Below are 23394 nucleotides of genomic sequence, written 5' to 3' on the forward strand. Positions count from 1 at the left end.
ATAATAGGTTTAATTGCTGGACTTCTTTTTGGGTTTTTGATGGATAGAAAAAAAGAATCTGAAAGTCGAATTTTGAAGAACCTATAAACAACTACAACATCCTATAAATTAATTGCTAGTGCAAACCTGATTATGTAAATCCTAGCGGTTTTACTATTTGGTTTTTATTTACTAAATTAGTTGAATAACCTTGCAACAAAACATACAATCGCTATGTGCATCAAACATCTACAGAAAACAGAATGGCTTTAAAACGACTATTTAGCAGTTTTTTTAACAGTGAAAAATCAGGTGGACTAGTTTTAGTTTTCATAACGATTCTTTCACTTAGTCTTGCAAATTCACCTTGGCAGACAAGTTATATAAACCTCTGGAATTTTGACATAGGTGGACACAGCATAGTCCATTGGATTAATGATGGATTAATGACGCTTTTTTTTCTATTCATTGGTTTGCAGTTAGAACGAGAAATATACAATGGTAAACTTTCTAGTCTTAAAAGTGTTGCGTTACCATTTTTTGGAGCATTAGGCGGAATGATAATTCCAGCAGGATTATATCTATGGCTCAACTTTGGAACAGACACTCAAACGGGTGCAGGAATTCCAATGGCAACAGATATTGCTTTTGCAATAGGCATTTTATCTTTGATAGGTAAACGAATCCCAACCTCGTTAAAAATATTCCTGACAGCTTTGGCAATAATGGATGACCTTGGAGCAATAATTATAATTGCAATTTTCTACACAACTTCAATATCTTTTGTAAATTTATTTATAGCACTAGGCATATTTGGTTTTCTACTCATTTTGAACCAACTGAAAGTTCGAAAATTAATCCCCTATTTAGTTGGCGGTGTAGCAATGTGGTATTTCATGTTGAAGTCAGGTGTTCACCCTACAATTACAGGTGTACTACTAGCATTTGCGGTTACTTTTGGCAAAGGCGGAGAAAAATCTTCTTCTTCTATTCTTCAAAATTTCTTAAACAAACCTGTAACATTTCTTGTGCTACCTTTGTTTGCCATGGCAAACACCAGCATCTCATTCAGTGATAGTTGGCTAAGCGGATTGGCACAAGCAAGCAGCTTAGGTATTATTGTGGGACTAGTAATTGGAAAACCTCTGGGCATATGGCTCTTCTCCTTGCTAGGGGTTAAGTTAAGGCTTTGTACGTTGCCCACTGAATTGAAATGGAGAAACATAATCGGTGTTGGCTTTTTAGCAGGAATAGGATTTACAATGTCAATTTTTATTACACTTCTTGCGTTTAATGATACAGAGATAGTCAATAATTCAAAAATTGCTATAATTGTAGCCTCAATAGCGGCAGGAATAATAGGTTTTCTCTTGCTCAAAAACACACTTAAAGCATCTGTAGAAAATGATGACCCTACTTAACAAAAGAAAAACAGCGTACCTAAAAATCAAGTTTTCGTATTTCAAAGACAGTTCTGCAGCTACTAAAAAAATTATAAAAATTTTACTAATTTTATAAATCTGTGTTCCAAAAACTACAAAAAACCCATACCATGATAAATTTAGCGGTTAAAAGAATAAGCAATTCAAGAAATTTAATAGTACTCCTTCTTACACTTATAATAACATCTTGCAACGGACAAGTCAAAGAAAAACCTAAAGATCATAGTGTAGAAAAAGAGGTGACTAAACCACCATTACAATTTAACCAAAACACTACATTTCCACAAATTCACACCAATTTAAACGGAATGGTAAGCCAGTTTGTTAGAACCATGTATCAAGACACAAAAGGCAATTACTGGTTTGGAACCAATGGAGATGGAATCATACGATACGATGGCAAAACACTCCAAAAAATGACCATCGAACAAAAGCTTAAATCAGTAGCTGTTCGAGAAATTATTGAAGATAAGAAAGGAACCATCTGGTTTGGAACGTCTTCCGGATTAGTAAAATATGAAGATAAAAAATTCACAACCTACACCACAGAAGACGGTTTACAAAACGATGACATTTGGGCAGTAACTATAGACCAAAAAGGAATAATTTGGGTCGGAGCTGTGGGAGGAATTAGTCAATTTGACGGAAAAAAATTCAGCCCATTTGCACTACCCAATAAGAAAGTAGAAAACCCTCAACACATGCTGTCCGATAAATTGGTATTCAAAGTAGTAGAAGACAAAAACGGAACCATCTGGTTTGCAACAGACGGAAACGGAATTTTCAAATACTCCAACAATACATTTACACACCTAACAGACAAAAACGGACTTACCGACAACTCCACCGCAGATATTTTAGAAGACCAAAAAGGCAACATTTGGATTGGAACCTTCAATGGAGGTGTCAGTAAATATGATGGAAAAACATACACAAACTTTACCAAAGACGGCATAATTGAAGGAACAGAAACCTATAATTTTTACGAAGACCAAAAAGGAAACATTTGGTTTTCGGCAGAAGGCTTTGGAGTATATCAATATGATGGAACAAAATTCACCCAATTCACCACCGAAAACGGATTAACCACCAATGTAGTGCAAAGTATTTTTCAAGACCAAAAAGGACAACTCTGGTTCGGAACTTGGCAAGGAATAAGCATTTATGACAATCAAAAATTCACGAATGCCAATGAAAAAGAACCTTGGACAAATTAAAAAAACAACCACATATTACCTCAAAACATATAGCTAACCAAACTTTTTAAATAATTCTACAATTAAATTAATGCTTTTTTTTATTATATTTGATTTAATAATTTAAAAACCTATATCTATCTAAATAATTAGATTAAAACAAGTTATAAATAGTTAGCAAAGACTTAGAAAACCATTTTTTAAATTAATTTTATTATTAATTATGGATCCAATAATAGAAAACAAAAGGCTAGAGAATTTGTATAAATATGAGATTCTGGACACTCCACCAGATGGTTATTTTGAAGAAATAACCTCATTAGCTACAAATATTTTTAATGTACCAATTGCAATTATAACCCTGGTTGACAAGGATAGAATTTGGTTCAAATCTTCCTACGGAATCGACGCAGAAGAAATCCCAAGAAGTACAGGGTTGTGCAGTTCCGCAATCATGTCGCCAGATGTTTACATTGTCGAAGATGCCCGTCAAGACCCTCGCACACTTTCAAATCCATTAGTTACTGGTCTAATGGGATTACAATTTTATGCGGCTGCTCCATTACGAACTCCAGAAGGGTATAATTTAGGCACCATATGTTTAATTGACAAAGAACCCCGAACTTTGGATTGCCAAGAATCATCAATGCTTAGGCAACTCTCAAGAATAATAATCTCTCAATTTGAGCTAAAACTCCAAGCAAGACTATTGGTAAAAGAAATCCACGAAAACATTGCAAAATCAACAAAAAATGAATGAAACTACAACCAATTATATAGACGGATTCATTTTTCCAGTACCAAAAATTCAGCTGAACGAATACAAAAGTATAGCTGAAAAAATAGCAGCAATTTGGAAAGAATACGGTGCACTTGCTTACTTCGAGTATATTGGCGATGAAATGACATTAGAAGGCACGCGTTCGTTCGTTAAAACACTAGAGGCAAAAGAAGACGAAGCCATTATATTTGGCTGGGTTGTTTTTCCTTCAAAGCAGACACGTGACTTAGCAAACAAACAAGTACCCAACGACCCAAGAATAACAGAATTAGTAGCCCCAATAACGAATCCTGAAAGACTAATCTTTGATGCCAGCAGAATGGTATACGGAGGATTCAAACCACTCATTGAAGCCAACAACAGTAAAGCTAAATAGAAAATCAAACAGAATCTTTCAACAAACAAATTAAAAAACCATAACAAACCCAAAACCAAAAAACCTTCTCCCTTCTCCCTTCTCCCTTCTCCCTTCTCCCTTCTCCCTTCTCCCTTTCCCCTTTTCCCTTTTCCCTTTTCCCTTTTCCCTTCACAACTCACAACTCACAACTCACAACTCATATTCATAATTCATAATTAACTCTTTAACCCTCAAAAAAAGAACTTAAAAGACTTTTGTAAGATTTTAAGCATTAGTATAAGTTTTTGTTTATATTTGGTAAAGAAATAAACATGACACTATAATAGATGTCTAACCATTTTTGGGTGGCTTTGTATAATTTTGTAATATATGTTTATTGGTTGTATTTAATGCTAAAAAAAAACGTAAAACAATGAACGATATAAAAGATACTAAATCCTTTTCAATAAATGATATACTTTCTTGGGAGGAAAATGGAGAACTTATAGTTTCTCCAAAGTACCAAAGAAATAAGGTTTGGAATTTAAATGCAAAATCTTACTTAATAGATACTATTATTAAGGGTTATTCCATTCCTCAAATATTTATTAGACAACAAATAGATATTGCCTCTAGAAAAACTCTTAGAGAGGTAATTGATGGTCAACAAAGAATCACTGCAATTATTGAATTTATAGAAGGTTTGTATAAAATTCAAAAATCACACAATAAAGAATATGGAGGTTATATTTATGAAGATTTACCAGATGATATTAAAGAAAATATTTTAAATTACAATATAAGCTTTGAAATCATTAAATTAAAAGATGATGGTAAAATTTATGAAATGTTTGCAAGGTTAAACACCAATAATGTAGCACTTAATAAACAAGAACTTAGAAATGCACAATTTTGGGGTGAATTCAAAGTTTTTGTATTAAGAAAAACTTCAGATTTTAAAAATGTTTTTATTGACAAAAAAATATTTAAAGACAAAGACTTAAGTAGAATGGCAGATGTTGAATTTATGAATTCATTAGTTGCACATTTGATTGATGGTATCATTACTGACAGTAATCAAAAAATAGATTCTTATTATAAAAAATTTGACAAAGAATTTGTAGAAAGCGAAGACGTAGAGAATCGTTTGAATAGAATTTTTTTCGTCATAGAAGAAATTTTTTATAACAACTTATTTAATACTAAAATATTTTATCGTAAAAATTACTTCTGGACACTTTTCACAACTTTAAATCATCAATTATTTGGTAGTCTTGATAATGATATACCTAGAAATCCACTTTTTGACAACAATGAAATTGATAATAATATACAATCATTAATTTCAAAATTATCTCTATTTGAATCTGAATTTTTAAGTTATGAATTTGATGATTTAGATATGGTTCGTCAACAAATTGTTGATTTCGATAAATTTCACAGAACAAGAACAACTAGTAAAGATGAAAGAAAGGTAAGAATTAAGATATTATCTGAAAACTTAGAGTAGTAAAATGGATAATCAAGAATTAATAGATGAAATAAATAAATGGAATGTTATATTTTCATCATCAACTGCAATCGACCAATCTTTATATGAGTTAGCATTTTTTAAAATTTTTATAAAATTTGAAAAATTTTTATCAGACTGTTTTGAAAATTATGCAATTGGTATAAATAGTACTTCTGGTTATTGTCCTGTAAGAAGGTTAAATTTCGATGATTTAAATCATCTTAACAAAGTAATAAAAAAGGAAAACAGGTCTTTTGTAAATCATTTTGAGGTAATTAAAAATATTTCAGATTGCTTTTTTATTGATAATCCATTTGAAATTATTAAAACTGACCCTACACATACTACAGTAATAAATCATATGAAAATAATAAGGGATTATATAGCGCACGAGAGTTCATCTGCAAAAAACAAATATGTAGCAACAATTCTTAATAATAGACCATTCATTGAGCCATATCAACATTTATTACTTATTAAAAGAGGAAAAACATTTTCATACTTCACCTATTATATAAGCTCAATACGAACTATAAGCAACTTCATAATAAATACACCTGTAGCACCATAAAGCACTACACATAGCAACGGTTAGCAAAATGGTGTAGGCTTGGTTTTTCCTTCAGAAAAACCTTCATAATTCGTAATTTTGTTTTATATTTTCTTTGGTCAGTGGTTAATCAAAGCTACTGAAACAAGCCGCAAAAAGTTGGCTTTAATTTAAAAAATCGTACTTCGAATCGAATGAATTTAACCCAATCAGAATTTGATAACTTAAAAAAAAGAGTAAAAAAAATTGGTCTTGATTTAATGAAGCAAGAACAAAAAAATTACGCAAAAGTTGGATTTCCTGTGACAAATTATAGGAAAGTTATAATAAATGGAAAGAATTTTTATTATGCTGGTTCTAATATCTTTTTGATCGTAGTGGAAATTGTAATTAACCAAGCAAGAAAAATATTCCCTAAAAATTTCGGTAATGGAAATGCAGTAAGTGTAATACACGCATTAAATAAAACTCGATTTTTAAGTGGAAGATTAAAAGATGCTATTAGAATTTATGGTAATGAAAATTTTATTTTAATTTTTGATAATGAAAACGAAGGAGATACTAATAAAGTTTTAAGGATTGACTTATTTAGAAAATTAGATAAAATTAGACACAAGAGAAGAAAATATGCTTTTACAGGTGGTTTATTTCACGCATTAAAACATTTTAGCATTAATAACTTACCTCTTTCGACTGGGAATGATATACACAATGTAAAAGAACCAACAGATGTTATAAAGCTTATCATCAAAACATTTTATTTACTTCCAGGAGAATTTGATCAAACAGATAAAAACAAATACACTGTGATAGAACCATTAGATGAAAAATATGAAATATGCTATATTTTTTACTTTGAAACTAACTCCAAAATATATTTCCTAAAGACTTTATTCAAGAGAAAAACAAAACACATAAATTAATTGTCTTAAAACTTGTTTTATTGAAATAATTTTAGTATATTAAGATTAATTAAATCGTAAGACAAAAGTCTTGGGATTGGATACGAATTAAATTGTTCTTTGCCATATTGCTTTACATAGGATTAACTGGAATGTATTCAGTTCATTCCGTTAAATACACGAAAGAGCTTTTCGAAAGCTACAAAACTGAAATAATTGAAAATGAAGATGAATGTTTAAAAAAAGAAAGAGGAGAAATGATGAAAAATGAAGAATTAGAAATAAAAACGAAGGAAATTATGGAAAATAAAAATGTTGAAATTGGTGTAAGTAAGGCAAAGGACAAATCTAACCAACCTATTAGACTTTCAAAAATATAAATATAGCTCTTCAATTGAAGGGCTTTTTTAATAAAAAAAAAGTACAGCCAACACCGTATATAATTTATTGATAGCTTCTTGCCAACTTACGAAAGCCCTCCTGGACTTTCTTGATCGTTAATTATTTACTAAATTAGGTGCTTAAAACACGTAACAAACAATATACAAACACGTTAAAATCTCAAACCCGTTTCTTTTTCCCAAAATCAAAACCCTCAACCACCTACTAATCAGTAAAAAAAAGACAAAAACCCCAACTTTTCACCCTCAAACCAAAACCGCTAACCCTCGAAAACCCTTACAAATAAAGACACTTCAAAATATTTTACAATTTGTAGTAAAAATGTTATAAAAAGGCATAAATAATTAAAAAAGATTTAATAATTTTAATCTAATATTAATCTTTAAATCAATTATTTATGGCATCAAAATCCGAAGTAGGGCATGCAAAAAATGTTGCAAATTTTCAAGACCTTATTGAATTCGTCATTGGGTATGACACAAACTACAACCCCTCAAAAGCTAGCTTACAGCTTGCCAACCTTCAAGCCCTAAAAGCAGAAGGAGACACAAAATTAGCAGACTTTATTATTCAAAACACAGCCTACAACGGCAAAGTAAACGAACGCATGTTGGCATTTAGCAATCTTAGAAAATTAGGCACGCGCTTAATCTCTGCTTTAGAAACCACAGATGCTGCAAAAGAAACCATCAAAGACGCCAAAGGTTTTAACCGCAAAATTCAGGGTAAAAGAGCTTCGCAACCACAAACGCCAACAGACCCAAATGCTCAAGCACCTAACACAATATCCACAAGCCAACAATCCTACGATCAATTAATTCAACACTTAGCGGGTTTAAAAGAAGTTCTAAAATCAGAGGCTTCCTATAACCCAAACGAAAACGAATTAAAAATCACAACTTTAGAAGACCAAATCATTGACCTTACTAAAAAAAATAATGCAGTAGCAACAGCTTTTACTAAAGCAAGTAATTCACGAATCGCAAGAAACAAAACCTTATACACCGCTCAAGTCAATCTCTACGAAACAGCCTTAGACGTAAAAAAATACGTAAAATCAATATTCGGAACAGGCAGTCCAGAATACGCACAGGTCAGCTCCTTAAAATTCAGCAAACCTAGAGCCTTATAATCGCTCTAAAAACAAAATACCTTACTACAAACAAAGACTTAGTGCCAAAGCATTGAGTCTTTTTTAGTTCTACAAAAAATCAACATCAACTTAAAAGAAATATGCCTTGACACAAAAGAATTATGCTCTGACATAAAAGAATTATGCCTTGACACAAAAGAATTATGCCTTGACACAAAAGAATTATGCTCTGACACAAAAGAATTATGCCTTGACACAAAAGAATTATGCCTTGACACAAAAGAATTATGCTCTGACATAAAAGAATAATGCCTTGACACAAAAGAATTATGCCTTGACACAAAAGAAATATGACTTGACATAAAAGAATTATGCTCTGACATAAAAGAATTATGCCTTGACACAAAAGAAATATGCTCTGACACAAAAGAATAATGCTCTGACATAAAATAATTACGATATAACAGTAAAAAATAAATTAATCCGCGAAAATCCGTTTAATCTGTTTAATCCGCGTTCCAAAAAAAAACATAAAAAATAAAACTATCAACGTTAAAAAAAACAAAAGACCATTTACGAACCCACAACAATTCCTTAAATTTAGAAAACCAACAAAAAAAGATTACAGAAAACAGATTACAGACAACAAACATCCAACAACTCACAACTGACAACCGACAACAAAAAAACCAACTGAAACAAAAAAAACAACTGAAACAAACACAAACATGATACTAGACAACAACAAACTAATAGCCTTCACACCCCTATTCTACTTAGTATGGTCAGATGATTTGCTAACCCAAAAAGAATTTGAAACCCTACATACTTTTATAACAGCCCAAACTTGGCTTTCCCAAAAAGAACAAGAATACCTCTTACACAAAATTGATGTAGCCAATCCTCCTTCCAGAGAAACTTTACACACTTGGTACATAGAATTAAAAGAAATAATAAGGCAGCATCCCAACAGTCACTCACTATATGATATCGCACTAGCTTTATCCCACAACAACGTACACATAAAAGCATTAGCAACCGCTTTCAAAAAAATAGAAATCGATTTAGGAATTTTAGGAGAAGAATTCATCAGCAATTTCAAATCAAATGAAGACACCTTCACCTCCAAAAGCCAAACCAACACCAATTTTGAGGTAACCAAACTAACAACCTTTTTAGACGGAGCACAAGCTCCCATCATAAACAAAGTAAAAGAAGTACTTTCAAGACCAGAGTTTGCCTATGAAACGACAACAGACGTAAACATTTATAGAGAAACCGTCTACGAATGGTGTAAAACCTTAGCCAAAGAAAATTTTGGAAACATGGCTTATCCCAAAGAATACGGTGGTGGAGAAAACATAGAAGACTATTTCGCCATCATGGAAACCTTAAGTTACCACGACCTAAGTTTAGTCATAAAGTTCGGAGTACAATTCGGACTTTGGGGCATGAGCGTCCATTCTTTAGGAACAGCCAAGCATTACGAAAAGTATTTAAAAGATATTGGTTCCCTAAAACTACCAGGTTGCTTTGCCATGACAGAAACAAATCACGGTTCCAACGTAAAAGGACTAGAAACCACCGCGACTTACGATCACAAAACCAAAACATTTACCATACAAACCCCAAACAAAAACGCCCAAAAAGAATACATAGGCAACGCAGCCGTTCACGGACAAATGGCCACAGTATTTGCCAAACTAATCATAGACGAAGTAGATTACGGAGTAAATGCCTTCATAGTTCCCATAAGAGACGAAAAAGGAAACACCTTAAATGGAGTCACCATAGGAGATTGCGGCCACAAAATGGGCCTAAACGGAGTCGACAACGGTACTTTAAGTTTCGATAACGTCGTAATTCCAAAAGAAAACATGTTAGACCGTTTCGCATCCGTAAATGAACAAGGACAATTCGAAAGTCCCATTGCCAGCGACAACCGAAGATTCTTCACCATGTTAGGAACTCTAGTCGGTGGCCGAATAGGAATTCCCCGTTCAGCCCTAGCAGCCGCCAAATCAGGATTAACCATAGCCATAAAGTACGCAGACCAAAGAAGACAGTTCGGTCCAGAAGGTGGTTCTGAGATTCCAATCCTAAATTACAGAATACACCAAAGAAGATTGTTACCACACTTAGCCAAAACCTATGCCATTCACTTCGGTTTGCAATACCTAACCAATCGTTTCACCAAAAGAACCGAAGCACAAATGCAAGAAATAGAAGCTTTGGCAGCAGGTATGAAAGCCTATTCCACATGGAGCACCACCGCAGTATTACAAGAATGCAGAGAAGCCTGTGGAGGAAAAGGGTACTTATCAGAAAACAGAATCGATGCCCTAAAGAACGACAGCGAAATCTACACCACTTTCGAAGGAGACAACACCGTACTAATGCAATTGGTAGCCAAAAACAGATTATCAGAATTCAGAAAATCTTTTGGCGAAATGAATTCCATGGGTCTCTTAAATTACGTATTCGAAAATGCCAAAACAGCATTGGCTGAAAAAAATCCAATCACAACCAGAAACACAGACGAAACCCATTTATTAGATAGTGAATTCCACCTAAAAGCTTTTCAATACAGAGAAAAAAGCATTGTAGCTTCAGCCGCAAACCGAATCAAAAAACTAATAGACAAAGGCATGGAACCTTATGATGCCTTCAACGTAGTGCAACATCAAATGATAGATGTAGCACAAGCTTACTTAGAACGAGTAACATTAGAACAATTCCAACAAGCAATTGAATCGGTCAAAGATGAAGCAGTCAAAACAGCCTTAACCAAATTAGCACAATTGTATGCGCTTCACCAAATAGAAAACAACAAAGCCTGGTATTTAGAACAAGGTTACATGGAAGCCGTAAAAACCAAAGCCGTTAGAAAAATGGTCAATCAATTATGTTGGGAAATAAGACCAGATGCCGTATCTTTAGTAAATGCATTCAATATTCCCGACAGTTGTTTAGCAGCACCAATTGCTTTTCAATAAACAGAAAAATATAATTTAATTTAAAACACAACTAGTATGAGCCAACCAGACTTCAGCCAATTAAAAGCACTATACATAAACTGTACTCTAAAGAAATCACCAGACAAAAGTCACACTGATACCTTAATGGATGTGTCCAAAGAGATCATGAAAAAAGAAAAAGTCAGTTTAGAAGAATTCCGATTCATAGACCACAACATAGCCACAGGAATCTACCCAGACATGACCGAACACGGCTGGAAAGAAGACGAATGGCCAACCCTTTTCAAAAAAGTCAACGAAGCAGACATCCTAATAGTAGGAACACCTATATGGTTAGGAGAAAAATCTTCAGAATGCCAAAAGCTAATCGAAAGATTATACGCAATGAGCGGAAAAACAAACGAAAAAGGACAATACCTATTCTACGGAAAAGCAGCAGGTTGCGTAATAACAGGAAACGAAGACGGAGTAAAACATTGCGCCATGGGAATTTTATACGCATTGCAACACGTAGGCTATTCCATTCCACCCCAAGCCGATGCAGGTTGGATAGGAGAAGTCGGACCAGGACCAAGTTACGGTGACACCGATTGGCAAGGCAAAAAAATCAGTCCACCCTTAGGAACAGATTCCAACTTCACCAACAGAAACACCACCTTCATGACGTATAATCTATTACACCTAGCCAACATGCTAAAAAACCAAGGAGGCTACCCCAACTACGGAAACTCAAGAGAAGAATGGGACAACGGAAAACGCTGGGAGTTTGAAAATCCAGAATACAGATAAAAAATAACTTAAAAAAAAATTTAATTCTATATCAACAATACATTATAATTTTTAAAAAAGGTTACTTCTAAACTTATGTAAGATATTAATTAACCAAATAAATTTTTGACTATATTTGATAATATGTAAATTTATAGTAAACTTCAAACTAAATCAATATGAAAAAAATTACTTTTGGACTATTATTTCTACTAAGTTCATACTTTAGTTTTTCCCAAACATACTACAGTAATTATCTTGATATGACTTCTGAATGGAGAACTTATATTTCTGGTTGGAATGGGTTTTCTGGTGGATTTACAAATCATATAACCACTTATTTCGATGGATTTGAAACAATTAATGGATATATGTATTATAAACAATACGTAAAAAATCAATATAATTCTGTTGATTTTGTTGGCAATCCAGTTAGTCAATTAACTTTAACTTCGTATTATTATGTTAGAGAAGATCCAAATGGAAAATTTTATATTTTAGACCCAAATAACTCAAATGGTGAATCAGTACTATTTGATAATCAACAAATACTAAACGCACAAATAGGAGATCCTTTCCCGGGTTCTTCTTCAACATGTAATATCCAAGCTATTGAGACTATTTTTCTTGGTTCGACTCCACTAAAAAAAATAAATGGAACAAACCTTAGCACACAAAGAGGCTCACTTGAAGGTGTCGGAGAAATTGGTTTAGCCTGCGGAACAGGTGTAGAAGGTAATACTACATTAATGTGTTACACTAAACAAGGAATAACCGTGCAATTTGGAACAATTGATTGTAATTCATTTCCAATACCTGTTAGAGTAAATTTAGCCATAAACACAAATGCTTTATCAGAAAATAATTTAAAAGTCTATCCAAATCCAACAAGTAATAGTTTTAAAATAAATGTTTCATCTGATTTTTTAAACCAAAAATATCAACTTTATAATATACGTGGAATATTAATATTAGAAGGTTTTCTTAAAGAAGATGAACAAGAAATTGATATTGAAAAATATGCTAACGGAATCTATATTTTGAAAGTTGTTGGAAAAGATGCTACTCAAATTAGAAAAATAGTAAAAGAATAAATATACTAAATAAGTAAAAAAAAACCAACTCTATTTTGAGTTGGTTTTCTGTTTTTAATATTTGAATGTTCCGTATTCACTAGTAATAGTCAACTTCTTAGTAGGACTTTCTTCCACTCTACCTACAATTTGAGCCTCAACCCCAAATGATTTTGAGATTTCGATGATGTCATTAGCGATAGATTCGTCTACATAAAGTTCCATTCGGTGTCCACAATTAAACACTTGGTACATTTCTTTCCAATCTGTTTTAGATTGCTCTTGTATCAATTTAAATAAAGGAGGCACAGGAAATAAATTATCTTTAATAACATGTACATCATTCACAAAATGCAACACTTTAGTTTGAGCTCCACCACTACAGTGAACCATTCCACAAATTTCTTTAGGAGTATATTTGTCTAAAATCTTTTTAATAATAGGAGCATAAGTTCTAGTAGGAGAAAGCACCAACTGACCAGCGTCAATAGGACTACCTTCAACCTCATCCGTCAATTTAACTTGACCAGAATAAACCAATTCACTAGGTACAGAAGCATCAAAACTCTCAGGATATTTCTCAGCCAAATACTTATGAAACACATCATGACGAGCAGAAGTTAAACCATTGCTTCCCATTCCACCATTATAACCTTTTTCATAAGTAGCTTGTCCAGAACTCGATAATCCAACGATTACATTTCCTGGTTTTATATTAGCATTGTCAATTACATCAGCACGTTTCATTCGAGCCGTAACTGTTGAATCCACAATAATAGTTCTAACTAAATCTCCAACATCAGCAGTCTCACCACCCGTAGAATGAATCGTAACACCAAATGATTTTAACTCAGCAAGTATTTCTTCTGTTCCATTAATAATAGCGGACAAAACCTCAGCAGGAATTAAATTCTTATTACGACCAATTGTGGAAGAAAGTAAAATATTATCCGTTGCACCCACACATAACAAATCATCAATATTCATAATCAATGCATCCTGTGCTATACCTTTCCATACCGAAACATCACCAGTTTCTTTCCAATACATATAAGCCAACGAAGACTTTGTACCAGCACCATCGGCATGCATAATTATACAATAAGCATCATCATTAGTTAAATAATCAGGGATAATTTTACAAAAAGCTTTAGGAAAAAGCCCTTTATCAATGTTTTTAATAGCATTATGAACATCTTCTTTAGCAGCAGAAACCCCTCGAAGATTGTAACGTTGACTTGAATCAGAACTCATATTCTTGTATGTTGTGTTGTTGTTCAGCAAAGATATAAAAATGATTAAGGATAATCTAATGAAAAGAGATTTTCGGATGTTCAGATGTTCGGATTTTCGGAACACAGATTTAAGAAATTGGAGAAATCAATAAAATTAGAACGCAGATTAATAATCAATCTATGCAAACTATGAAAAGCAAAGCGACTAATACACAAACAAAGTCTATGAAATCTATGTGGTAAAAAAAAGAGAAGCTGAATAAAGTTCAGCTTGACAAGGTTGAGATTAATTTTTATTTTTGAAATTGTTATTGAAATTGTTAATTATCAATCTTTATTTTATAAAAACCATTCTCGGTTTCAACTTCATATTCAAAACCTTGAACAGTTACACTTTTAAGAAAATAATTAGTAGTACATCTGGTTTCACTTTTGTAAACCTCAGAAACAATTGGAATAGAAATTTGATTATCTAATGTAATAGTAGTTGTAAAAGTCCCTTCAGACCAAGAAGGAATAATTTGAATAATATTTGCATTATCCTGAGCTATAAAAAAGTACGAATTAGTATTTGTAGCAGGAGCAGTTGAAACTGACAATTGATTTTCAGTGTAAGTTCCGTTTGTAAAAACATTTTCATTTGTAGTTGAGTCAACAATCTCAACAAAAAAATAAGGTGGCCCAGTTGAAGCTTCTGGACAATCATCTGCTTTATCACAAGAGAACAAAAACAGAAAAAACAATATAAAGGCAAGTGTTTTTGAATTCATAATTCGCAACTAATAATTCATAATTAAAATCATTTTTTCACAATCAAAATCTCAACTCTTCTATTTGCTATACGTTCCTCTTCATTTTGCTCCGGAATTGGGTACAAAGGCATCGAACTTCCAAAACCTTGAAAGCTAACTCTCGCAGCAGGTATTCCTTTAGCAACTAAAAATAATTTTACGGCTTTTGCTCTTTCTCTCGATAGCATTATGGATCTAGAATCAGTAACATCTGTATTACAACACACATGTCCTTGCACTTGAATAACCAAACGAGGATTAGTTCCCATAATGTATACCAAATCATACAAAGTAGGTCTTGATTCGCTCATAACTCCAAACGTATTGTGATAGAAATTAATATCTTTTAAGATTAACGTTTTTCCTTCTTTCGTTTTGGCAATTCGTTCTTCTAAAGGTGCGTCATCAGAAATAGTTTCTTCAATAACTTCTGAAGTAGAATCAACGGCAACAACAATTTCTTCTTTGATTCCTAAAATTTCGTTTTCTCTGGCTAAATCTTTTTCTTCTATGTAGTAAATTGTTACTTTTCTATTTTCAGCTTTGTTTTTAGATTGGTTAAAGTTCTCTCCATAACTTCGACTTTCAAAATCTTCTCTAAAAGGAACTTTTTCTTTTATAATATCAAAAACATAATTTACTCTTTTTTTGGATAATGTATCGTTGTAACCACTGGTTCCATCTTCATCGGTATATCCATTTATAGCAACAATTTTGTCTTTTATATGAAGATTCATCCATTCGTTTAGCTTCTTATTTTCTGATTTAGTCAATTCGAATTTATCGCTATTAAAATAAACTACAAACTGCTCTTGAGCAAAAGTATTCGCTATAAAAAAGAAAAGAAAAATGGATAAAAAAGACTTCATTTTAAGGATTTTAATTCAGAAACTAAGTAACAACATTTTTATTACATAAAAAAACGTGCCATAATTAATTTTCGAGAATCATAACCTCAACTCTACGATTAGCTATTGCTTCTAAATATGTTTTTTCAGGAATCTTATAAATCGGTTGACTACTTCCATATCCTTTATAACTAATTCTGTTTTTATGAATGCCATGATCCACTAAAAACTGTTTAATAACTTTAGCTCTATTGTGTGATAATTTAATAGAAATCTTGTCGGCTACATTAGGATTACAACAAACATGTCCTTGAACTTCAATAACCAAGTTAGGCTGTTTTTGCATCACCATAAGCAATTCATTAAGAACTGGAAATGAATCGTTCATAAACTTTTTTTCATTCAAGTAGAAATTAATATTCTCAATTTTTACAGTTGTACCAATTTTAGCATTGATAATTTTTTCTTCTAAAGAAATATTCTTGGCAATAATTTCTTCAATTATAACTACATCATCAACCAAATCAATAATTTCTGGTTTAGGTTTTTCAATACCTACTATTTCATTTTCAAAAGCTAAATTTTCCTCTTCAATATAATAAATCGTTACTTTTCTGTTTTCTGCTTTAGTCTTAGATTGGCTAAAGTCTTCACCATAACTTCGACTTTCAAAATCTTCTCTAAACGGAACTTTTTCTTTAATTACATCAAAAATATAATTAACTCTTTTTTGGGCTAAAGTATCATTATAACTATTGCTCCCATCTTCATCTGTGTAACCGTTTATGGCAATAATTTTATCGTTAGTGTGAAATTTTATCCAATCATTAAGTCTTTTATATTCTGTTTTAGACAATTCGAACTTATCAGTATCAAAATAAACAACAAATTGTTCTTGAGCAGATGATATAAAATTAGAAAATAAAAATAGTAGTAGTAATAGGTTTTTCATTTTAAAATTAATTTTCTAATATCATGATTTCTACTCTACGATTGGCAATTCGTTGTTCTTCATTTTTCTCTGGAATGGAATACAAAGGCTTTTGACTTTTAAAACTCTTATAGCTTAGTCTGTTTTCTTCAATTCCGTTATTAATCAGAAAAACATAAACGGCTAATGCTCTAACTTTTGCAATGTCTTCAATTTTATCAGCTTCATAAATAGATTGACAACAAATATGACCTTGAATCTCAATTTTAAGTTTTGAATATTTATTCATTATTGTCAATAATTCTTCTAAAACGGGTTTAGAATCGGGCAAAACTTCACCTGAATTATTATAGAAATTTAGGTTTTTTAAAACAATACTTTTTCCAGAAGAGTTTGTGGTAATGAATTCGTCTAAGGTTTGATCATTCAATTTATAATAAACATCTACTCTTCTATTTAAATCTTGAATAGAATCTTGTTTAAAATCTTCGCCAAAGGGTTTAAGCATTGATTTTGAAACTACTTTTTGAATTTTTAATTTATCCAAAATAAAATTAATTCTCTTTTTAGCTAATTGTATATTGTATTCATTACTTCCAACATAATCACAATACCCTTCTACTCTAATGACTTTTGCTGTTGGGTTTGCATTTAACCAGTTATTAAAATTTTCTTCTTGTGAAAGATTAAAAGAACTTTTATTGAAATCAAAATAAAAACTTTGCTTGTTTTGACTAAAACAAATGGTTACAAAAAGAAGTAAAAATAATCGCATAAAAAATTTAACAGAAAACGTTTAGTAGTTGTTTTTTAGTATAACATTTTAAATAAAATTTATTCCCAATCAGGCATAGTTGTACCAGAGAAAAGAGTTACTCTTGAATCAATTGTTCCTATCTGATATTTTTGAATATAACGTGTACTCAAAAAGTCATTAGATGTGTTTACAAATATTACTTCGGCTTCATTTGGAGAATACCTTACATCTAAATCAACCGTTCCTGGTGGTTTTTGTGTTAATATTTCTGAAGTAGTTCCTGTTGAAAAAACATGTTGAAATATTCTAGTGTCTAGTTGTCTGTAGTTGGCATTTTCAAAACCAGAAACATCTCTAGTGAAAAGTAGTTTTTGTCCTGAAACTGAAAAATTCAATCCTCCAACAGCTCCAGCTATAGGTGTTATGACTTGTGTTAAAAAAGCACCACTAGAGCTAATTATGTAAATTTCTGCAGTGTAACCGTTAAGGTTATTTGTTTTTATTGCAATTTTAGTTGCATCAAAACTCCAATCACATTCAGAAATTAATTTACTTGTTGGTGTTTGATAAATTTGAGTAAGTCCACTTCCACTACTGTTAATTCTATATAAACGATCAAAATTAGGATAGATAATTTGGCTTCCATTTGCGTTCCAAGAGAAGTTAATATAATCTGAATTAAAACCAGCAATAGGGACATTATTTGTGACTTTAAAAATATTTGTTCCATCAGGATTCATAATATAAATATGATTTTGTGCTCCATTAGAACGAATAAATGCTATTTTATTGGATTGGTTATTTTTTCTTGGTCTCCAACTATTAGTTGCTGAATCGGTTAATTGAATTTCATTTCCATCATCATCACTAGTAAAGATTACATTATTTTGTCCAATTTTCTTCACATATAAAAAACGAGTTATTGGAAATTCAGTAGTAGAAAATGATTTTATTGAGCTATATACCAATGCATTAATTCCGTCTGAAGCAGTTACTTGCCAAAAGTATTTAACACCATAAACTAAATTTGTCAATTGAAAAGTTGGTTCTGTAATATTAGGATATGTTATTTCATCAGTATTAGCATCATTTTTTAGTATAACTTGAAAAATCAAAGTATCATCATCTGGATCAGTAGCCGTCCAACTCAAATCAACTTGAATATCTTGATTTGTTGCATTATCTGCTGGTAAAACCAAGACTGGTGTATCAGGTGGACGATTTTCACTCGTTGACAATTCTAATTCAAAAACCAGTTCAGTGTTAGCACCATTTGCAATTGTTGCTGCTTCGAACTTGGTTATATATCCATCTTTTTTTGCTTGGTAAGAATAATCTCCAATTGGTACATCAATCATGCTGAAATTACCATTTGCATCAGTAAAAACAATACTAGAATTAGGACTAGAAAATACTTTTACATTTGGAATAGGTTCAAAAGTACCTGACTCAACTACTCTACCCGAAACGGTTCCGAACTGAATTTCATCAATAGCTTCTTCACTACAAGAAAAAAGGAGTAGTAAAAAAAACAAGCTTAATTTTATATAACTATTTTTCATATTTCTTTATATTAAATGCTATTTAAAATAATAAGTTAATCCAGCTCCAAATCGATAATAATAATCATCTCTTTTTCCTGCAATTAAAAAATCTACCTCATCACTAAAAGTTAGGTTATGTTCTCCAAAAAGTCTTAATCCAAAACTATTGGAAACTAAATATTCTAACCCAAGTCCATATTGAAATTTAAAATGTGTAAAGTCATTCGTTTTATTTGTTCCATAACCAATTCCACCAAAAACAAATGGTGTTAGTTGGTCTTTTGGTAAAAATAAAATTTCAGTATTGGCGTCAAAAGTTAAATATTCATAGCTTTTTCGATTCTTAGTGTCAAATTTATTCCAGCTCGTTGATAAGGATAAATTAATGCTTTCATTAAAAAAATACTTTAAACTACCTTTAACAAAAGGTCTCAAAACTGGATTAGGGTAATCTCCTTGAATCCTTGTTACACCACCAGCAAATTCTAAAGCAAAATCGGATCTTCTTTTAGTTAATTTTCTATTGTAAATTGCAGATGAGTCAGCAATAGATTCTGCTATATCATATTTTTTTATCAATTCATCAATCTCATCTTGAGGTGCGTCAGCTATCCAAATTTTATCTTTTATACCTTCTAAAACTAAAGATTCAACAGCTTTTTCAATAGCTTCTGTAACTGCCATCTGAACAGGTTCGTTTGTTGTATATCCAGTTTCGACTTCTAAAAGCCTTTTGAATTTTACATATCTAAAAAAACTTTGATCAATTGCTTGTGAGAAAAGTGTTTTTGAGACATAAACTGATTTTAATATTTTTCCATTAGAAGTTGAAATCATTCTAAGATAAATTGTTACTCTATCTTGTCTATATTTTGTAGAACCACCGGCACCAAAATAACGTGCACCAAATCCACCAGTAATAATATTTGAATCATAAGAAACAATTCCACCTTCAAGTAATACTCCAGCATATAATAGTGGTGTTAATTGAGGTTCATTAGTGCTTTTTGAATATTCTTGTCTTGTAGAACGAATAAGGTTTCGTTCTTGTAAAAGGTTACCAATATTTTCCCGTTCAATTGGTATAAACCATTTTGAATCTTCTAGTGCTTTAATTAAAATGGAAGTTGCTCCTTGAGTTACAGCTGTACTAAAAGTACTTCCTACTTCTGAAGCTTTGTATTGACCGGTTTGATCTCTAAACTTATAAATTCCTATTACAACAGGTTCTTTTGGTTTAGGTAAGTTTTTTAATAATGATGTTGCAGGTGTGCTTTCACCAATAATGGCTCTTTCAATCCCTAAAGGTTGATTATAATAAGCACTACAACCATATAAAAAATAAATGGCGAAAAAAAAATAGTAGAATTTTTTCATAAATAAATTTACGGATTTGGGATAATTACTTGCGTTTGTTCACCAGTAGTAGTATCTAAAATACTTATTGTTAATCCACCTTCTGATGGATATACATCTATAGATAAGCTTCCAAAAGTATATGTTCCTTCTGAGATTCCATCATTGCCAAATTGTTCTGCAAATAATGATTTAGAAACTTGATTTAAAAGTTGAGAATTTAAATTATCAATAAATTTTTCTAATTCAGATTTTTTATCAGTTTCTATCCCACTGTCCTTTAGTTTATTTTGAGATTCGGCTGAACTTAACAGCCATTGATAATTAAAAGTGTCCCCACCAAATGCAGGGTTTTTTGGTTTATAAACCAAATCTTGCGCATTCATTGAAAATGAAAAAAGCACCGTTACTAGTAGTAGGATTGAAAACTTCATGATTATAGGCTTTTATTTAATACTGGGTAATATATTTTTTTTCGTTTTCTAATTTCTTTAAAAACTGATAGGTTTCATATAATGCCGTTTTTGCCATTGCTTCGAGAAATTCTTCATCTGGTCTTGCTAAAAATTCAAACACAATGTCATTTTCAATCATAATTACTATTTTGGTATTTCTTCCAAAACTTAATTCTTCATTTATTTTGACAATTTGTTTAGCATTCAGGTTGTAATCTCTGTATAAATAATAAAAACTATCATAAAAGTCTTTTCCAATTTTGGTCTTTGTATCGTCAGTTACAATTCCTGTCATTTCAAAACCATCCTCTTCTAATATTATAACTCTATCCTTTTTTTTTTCGTCGCTAATTACGACTCTATCTTTACTAACAATTTGATTGTTTTCATCATAAAAAAGCAACAGAACTATTATTTCGTCTTCGCTACTTCTATTAATTTGCGTTGTTGAAAGGTTTTTGTTTTCATTTGCTTCCAAAGTAAAAACACCTTCTTGAGCATTTGTGGAACGATTTTCTGTTTTTAAATTCTTTTTAATTACTGATAATTTATAAGTCATACTTTGTAGAATGTCTGTTAAATTTTCAGCAGTTCCTGTTATTTTAATATTTCCTTCTACTTCTTCAAGAACAATTTTTGCTTTTACATCAACTTCTTTATTTTGAGCATAAAAAGTAAAATTCACTAAAAGTAAAAAAGCAAAAAGCATTGAATACGTAGTAGAATTTTTCATTTTATTGATTAATTATAATTATTGAAGTACCATTTCCCGTTTGAGAAATTTTCATATCTTTTGACAATGAATTAGTACCTATATTCTGTATGGTTTGATTATTTCCATTTTGATTCATTTCCATATTCACTTTATAATTTGAGTAATATGTTAAATCACTAATCGTATTATTATCTCCTGTTTGTGTTATTTTTTGATATAATTCTGCTGTGTTTTTAATTAAATCAATCGAATTATTAAAACCATTTTGAGACATAAATAGTTTTGAATTATCAGAGTTAACAGCTGCATTAATTACATTAAAATCTCCTATTTGTTGAATATTTACATTATTTTGGTTTAATTGGACTGGATTTAATTTATCCGTCATGTTAGAAACTACAAATAATGAATTTTGTTCAGAATCAAAAAGAGAAGAACTGTATTGCTTAAAATCATCATTATTGCCCTCTACCTGAGAGAATCCCATTTGAGTAAAAATGATTGCAAAGAATACTATGAATATTTTTGATTTCATGATATGTTTTTTTTAAAATAATATAGATGAGATAGTTCATCTAAAGGGAACTATCTCATCATATACTAAAGTTTAATTAGTTAGTTTGGTGAACATTTGAGTTGTTTCCATTTCCAACTTGTAAAACACCACTTACATGAGAAGCTCCAGTTTGAAGTGTATTAGCAGTATTCATATCTCCTAACTGAGTAATTCCAGATGTGTGTGAAAGTCCAAATTGACGAGATCTTGCATAGTTATCATCTCCATTTTGATCATGTGAAGCACTATTGCCATCACCAATTTGTCTTTGTCTAGAGTTGTTGTTATCACCACGTTGGATTGCATAAGCATAGTTACCATCTCCAACTTGTCTTTGCCAAACATCACTATTAGTAGTATTATAACCTTGATCTGCAATAGCGTCATTGTCATCACCAATTTGTGTTTGATCAGCTTCATTAAAACTTCCTACACCTAAATCATTTTGCCAAACTTGTGCGAAGTTATCATTACCATTCTGCATTTGACTAGACCAGTTGTCGTTGTCATGTTGCACAGCATTAGCATCATTATTATTTCCAGTTTGACGTTGAATAGCATAATGATCTGTACCCACTTGATAAATGTTAGCATCATTTAAACTTCCAACTTGTCCTTGGTCAGCCATGTTATCACTACCTGATTGAACAATATAAGCTAAATTTCCGGGTGAAGAATTTGGTCCTGAACTTTGATCTTGAATAGCATTATTGTCATTTCCTGTTTGTGTAGTAGTTGCGTAATTGTTATCAAAACGTTGTTTTTGCATAGAAGTATTACCATCACCTGTTTGTGTAGTAATAGCTTCATTCATTTCTGCAAAACCTACACCTTGATCAATTGTAGCATCATTGTTATCTCCTAATTGGATAACATCAGCTTCATTAAAATCACCATCTTGTTTAACGTCAGACATGTTAGATACACCGTCTTGGTTAACATCTGAGTCATTTGATTCTCCACTAATCGCTGAATTTGAACCTAACTGATTCACAACTGAATTGTTAGTTGCTCCAACCTGAAGCACATTCGATTGGTTGGTTGTACCATCTTGAGAAACACTACTTACGTTGCCTTGGGCAAATGCAGTCCCCGTAGCCACTAAAAAGGCCACACTTAAAATTAAGTTTTTCATAATATAAATATTTAATTGGTTACAATTTCAATATTTGGGGCTGAAAAAACTTTTAAA

General features: G+C 31.6%; 23 protein-coding genes. 12 read left to right on the forward strand and 11 right to left on the reverse strand.

The window, feature by feature from the left end:
* Nucleotides 1–242: 242 nt before the first annotated feature.
* The 12 genes from nhaA to AAC008_RS10240 all read left to right on the forward strand — a co-directional run bounded on the left by nhaA (nt 243) and on the right by AAC008_RS10240 (nt 13035).
* On the forward strand, nt 243–1400 hold the full coding sequence (nhaA, locus tag AAC008_RS10185) for a Na+/H+ antiporter NhaA (protein ID WP_339889187.1): 1158 nt from the start codon (nt 243–245) through the stop codon (nt 1398–1400).
* A 131-nt stretch (nt 1401–1531) separates the two neighbouring features.
* Entirely contained in the window at nt 1532–2638 is a 1107-nt protein-coding gene (locus AAC008_RS10190) for a two-component regulator propeller domain-containing protein (RefSeq protein WP_339889188.1), read from the forward strand.
* Between the two features lie 202 nt (nt 2639–2840).
* Entirely contained in the window at nt 2841–3377 is a 537-nt protein-coding gene (locus AAC008_RS10195; protein WP_339889189.1) for a GAF domain-containing protein, read from the forward strand.
* Nucleotides 3370–3774, forward strand: coding sequence for a DUF1428 family protein (locus tag AAC008_RS10200; RefSeq protein WP_339889190.1), 405 nt, complete (start codon nt 3370–3372; stop codon nt 3772–3774). Before AAC008_RS10195 ends, AAC008_RS10200 begins: the two co-directional genes overlap by 8 nt.
* Before the next feature lie 394 nt (nt 3775–4168).
* Nucleotides 4169–5245, forward strand: a complete 1077-nt coding sequence (locus AAC008_RS10205; RefSeq protein ID WP_339889191.1) for a DUF262 domain-containing protein — start codon at nt 4169–4171, stop codon at nt 5243–5245.
* Between the two features lie 4 nt (nt 5246–5249).
* The gene (locus AAC008_RS10210; protein ID WP_339889192.1) at nt 5250–5819 is read left to right on the forward strand and encodes a hypothetical protein; all 570 of its coding nucleotides are present in this window, start codon (nt 5250–5252) and stop codon (nt 5817–5819) included.
* 173 nt (nt 5820–5992) lie between these two features.
* Nucleotides 5993–6721, forward strand: coding sequence for a hypothetical protein (locus tag AAC008_RS10215; protein WP_339889193.1), 729 nt, complete (start codon nt 5993–5995; stop codon nt 6719–6721).
* Nucleotides 6722–6828: 107 nt separating this feature from the next.
* Nucleotides 6829–7080, forward strand: a complete 252-nt coding sequence (locus AAC008_RS10220; RefSeq protein WP_339889194.1) for a hypothetical protein — start codon at nt 6829–6831, stop codon at nt 7078–7080.
* Nucleotides 7081–7499: 419 nt separating this feature from the next.
* Complete coding sequence (locus AAC008_RS10225) at nt 7500–8234, forward strand: hypothetical protein (RefSeq protein ID WP_339889195.1); 735 nt, start codon at nt 7500–7502, stop codon at nt 8232–8234.
* Between the two features lie 689 nt (nt 8235–8923).
* Nucleotides 8924–11191 (forward strand): acyl-CoA dehydrogenase, encoded by a 2268-nt coding sequence (locus AAC008_RS10230; RefSeq protein ID WP_339889196.1) that lies wholly within the window; start codon nt 8924–8926, stop codon nt 11189–11191.
* Nucleotides 11192–11227: 36 nt separating this feature from the next.
* Nucleotides 11228–11962, forward strand: coding sequence for an NAD(P)H-dependent oxidoreductase (locus AAC008_RS10235; protein ID WP_339889197.1), 735 nt, complete (start codon nt 11228–11230; stop codon nt 11960–11962).
* Nucleotides 11963–12120: 158 nt separating this feature from the next.
* The gene (locus tag AAC008_RS10240) at nt 12121–13035 is read left to right on the forward strand and encodes a T9SS type A sorting domain-containing protein (RefSeq protein WP_339889198.1); all 915 of its coding nucleotides are present in this window, start codon (nt 12121–12123) and stop codon (nt 13033–13035) included.
* Nucleotides 13036–13089: 54 nt separating this feature from the next.
* Here AAC008_RS10240 and AAC008_RS10245 read toward each other — a convergent pair whose 3' ends face one another.
* The 11 genes from AAC008_RS10245 to AAC008_RS10295 form a co-directional block, all read right to left on the reverse strand.
* A complete protein-coding gene (locus AAC008_RS10245) occupies nt 13090–14268 on the reverse strand; it encodes an AIR synthase related protein (RefSeq protein ID WP_339889199.1) in 1179 nt (392 codons plus the stop codon).
* Between the two features lie 301 nt (nt 14269–14569).
* The gene (locus AAC008_RS10250) at nt 14570–15019 is read right to left on the reverse strand and encodes a hypothetical protein (RefSeq protein WP_339889200.1); all 450 of its coding nucleotides are present in this window, start codon (nt 15017–15019) and stop codon (nt 14570–14572) included.
* Between the two features lie 29 nt (nt 15020–15048).
* Nucleotides 15049–15909 carry an OmpA family protein gene (locus AAC008_RS10255; RefSeq protein ID WP_339889201.1) on the reverse strand — a complete coding sequence of 287 codons (861 nt, stop codon included), beginning with the start codon at nt 15907–15909 and terminating at the stop codon, nt 15049–15051.
* Between the two features lie 64 nt (nt 15910–15973).
* Nucleotides 15974–16840 carry an OmpA family protein gene (locus AAC008_RS10260; RefSeq protein ID WP_339889202.1) on the reverse strand — a complete coding sequence of 289 codons (867 nt, stop codon included), beginning with the start codon at nt 16838–16840 and terminating at the stop codon, nt 15974–15976.
* 7 nt (nt 16841–16847) lie between these two features.
* Nucleotides 16848–17594, reverse strand: a complete 747-nt coding sequence (locus AAC008_RS10265; protein ID WP_339889203.1) for an OmpA family protein — start codon at nt 17592–17594, stop codon at nt 16848–16850.
* Between the two features lie 59 nt (nt 17595–17653).
* Nucleotides 17654–19138 (reverse strand): carboxypeptidase regulatory-like domain-containing protein, encoded by a 1485-nt coding sequence (locus AAC008_RS10270; RefSeq protein ID WP_339889204.1) that lies wholly within the window; start codon nt 19136–19138, stop codon nt 17654–17656.
* An 18-nt stretch (nt 19139–19156) separates the two neighbouring features.
* Entirely contained in the window at nt 19157–20497 is a 1341-nt protein-coding gene (locus tag AAC008_RS10275; protein WP_339889205.1) for a CsgG/HfaB family protein, read from the reverse strand.
* Between the two features lie 8 nt (nt 20498–20505).
* Nucleotides 20506–20910, reverse strand: a complete 405-nt coding sequence (locus AAC008_RS10280; protein ID WP_339889206.1) for a curli production assembly/transport component CsgF — start codon at nt 20908–20910, stop codon at nt 20506–20508.
* A gap of 16 nt (nt 20911–20926) precedes the next feature.
* Nucleotides 20927–21664: a CsgE family curli-type amyloid fiber assembly protein gene (locus AAC008_RS10285; protein WP_339889207.1), complete on the reverse strand. Its 738-nt coding sequence runs from the start codon at nt 21662–21664 to the stop codon at nt 20927–20929.
* Nucleotide 21665: 1 nt separating this feature from the next.
* Complete coding sequence (locus AAC008_RS10290) at nt 21666–22181, reverse strand: hypothetical protein (RefSeq protein ID WP_339889208.1); 516 nt, start codon at nt 22179–22181, stop codon at nt 21666–21668.
* A gap of 76 nt (nt 22182–22257) precedes the next feature.
* Entirely contained in the window at nt 22258–23337 is a 1080-nt protein-coding gene (locus AAC008_RS10295) for a hypothetical protein (protein ID WP_339889209.1), read from the reverse strand.
* Nucleotides 23338–23394: the final 57 nt, after the last annotated feature.

Origin of the sequence: uncultured Flavobacterium sp. (genome assembly GCF_963975515.1) — a bacterium.
Classification (GTDB): domain Bacteria; phylum Bacteroidota; class Bacteroidia; order Flavobacteriales; family Flavobacteriaceae; genus Flavobacterium.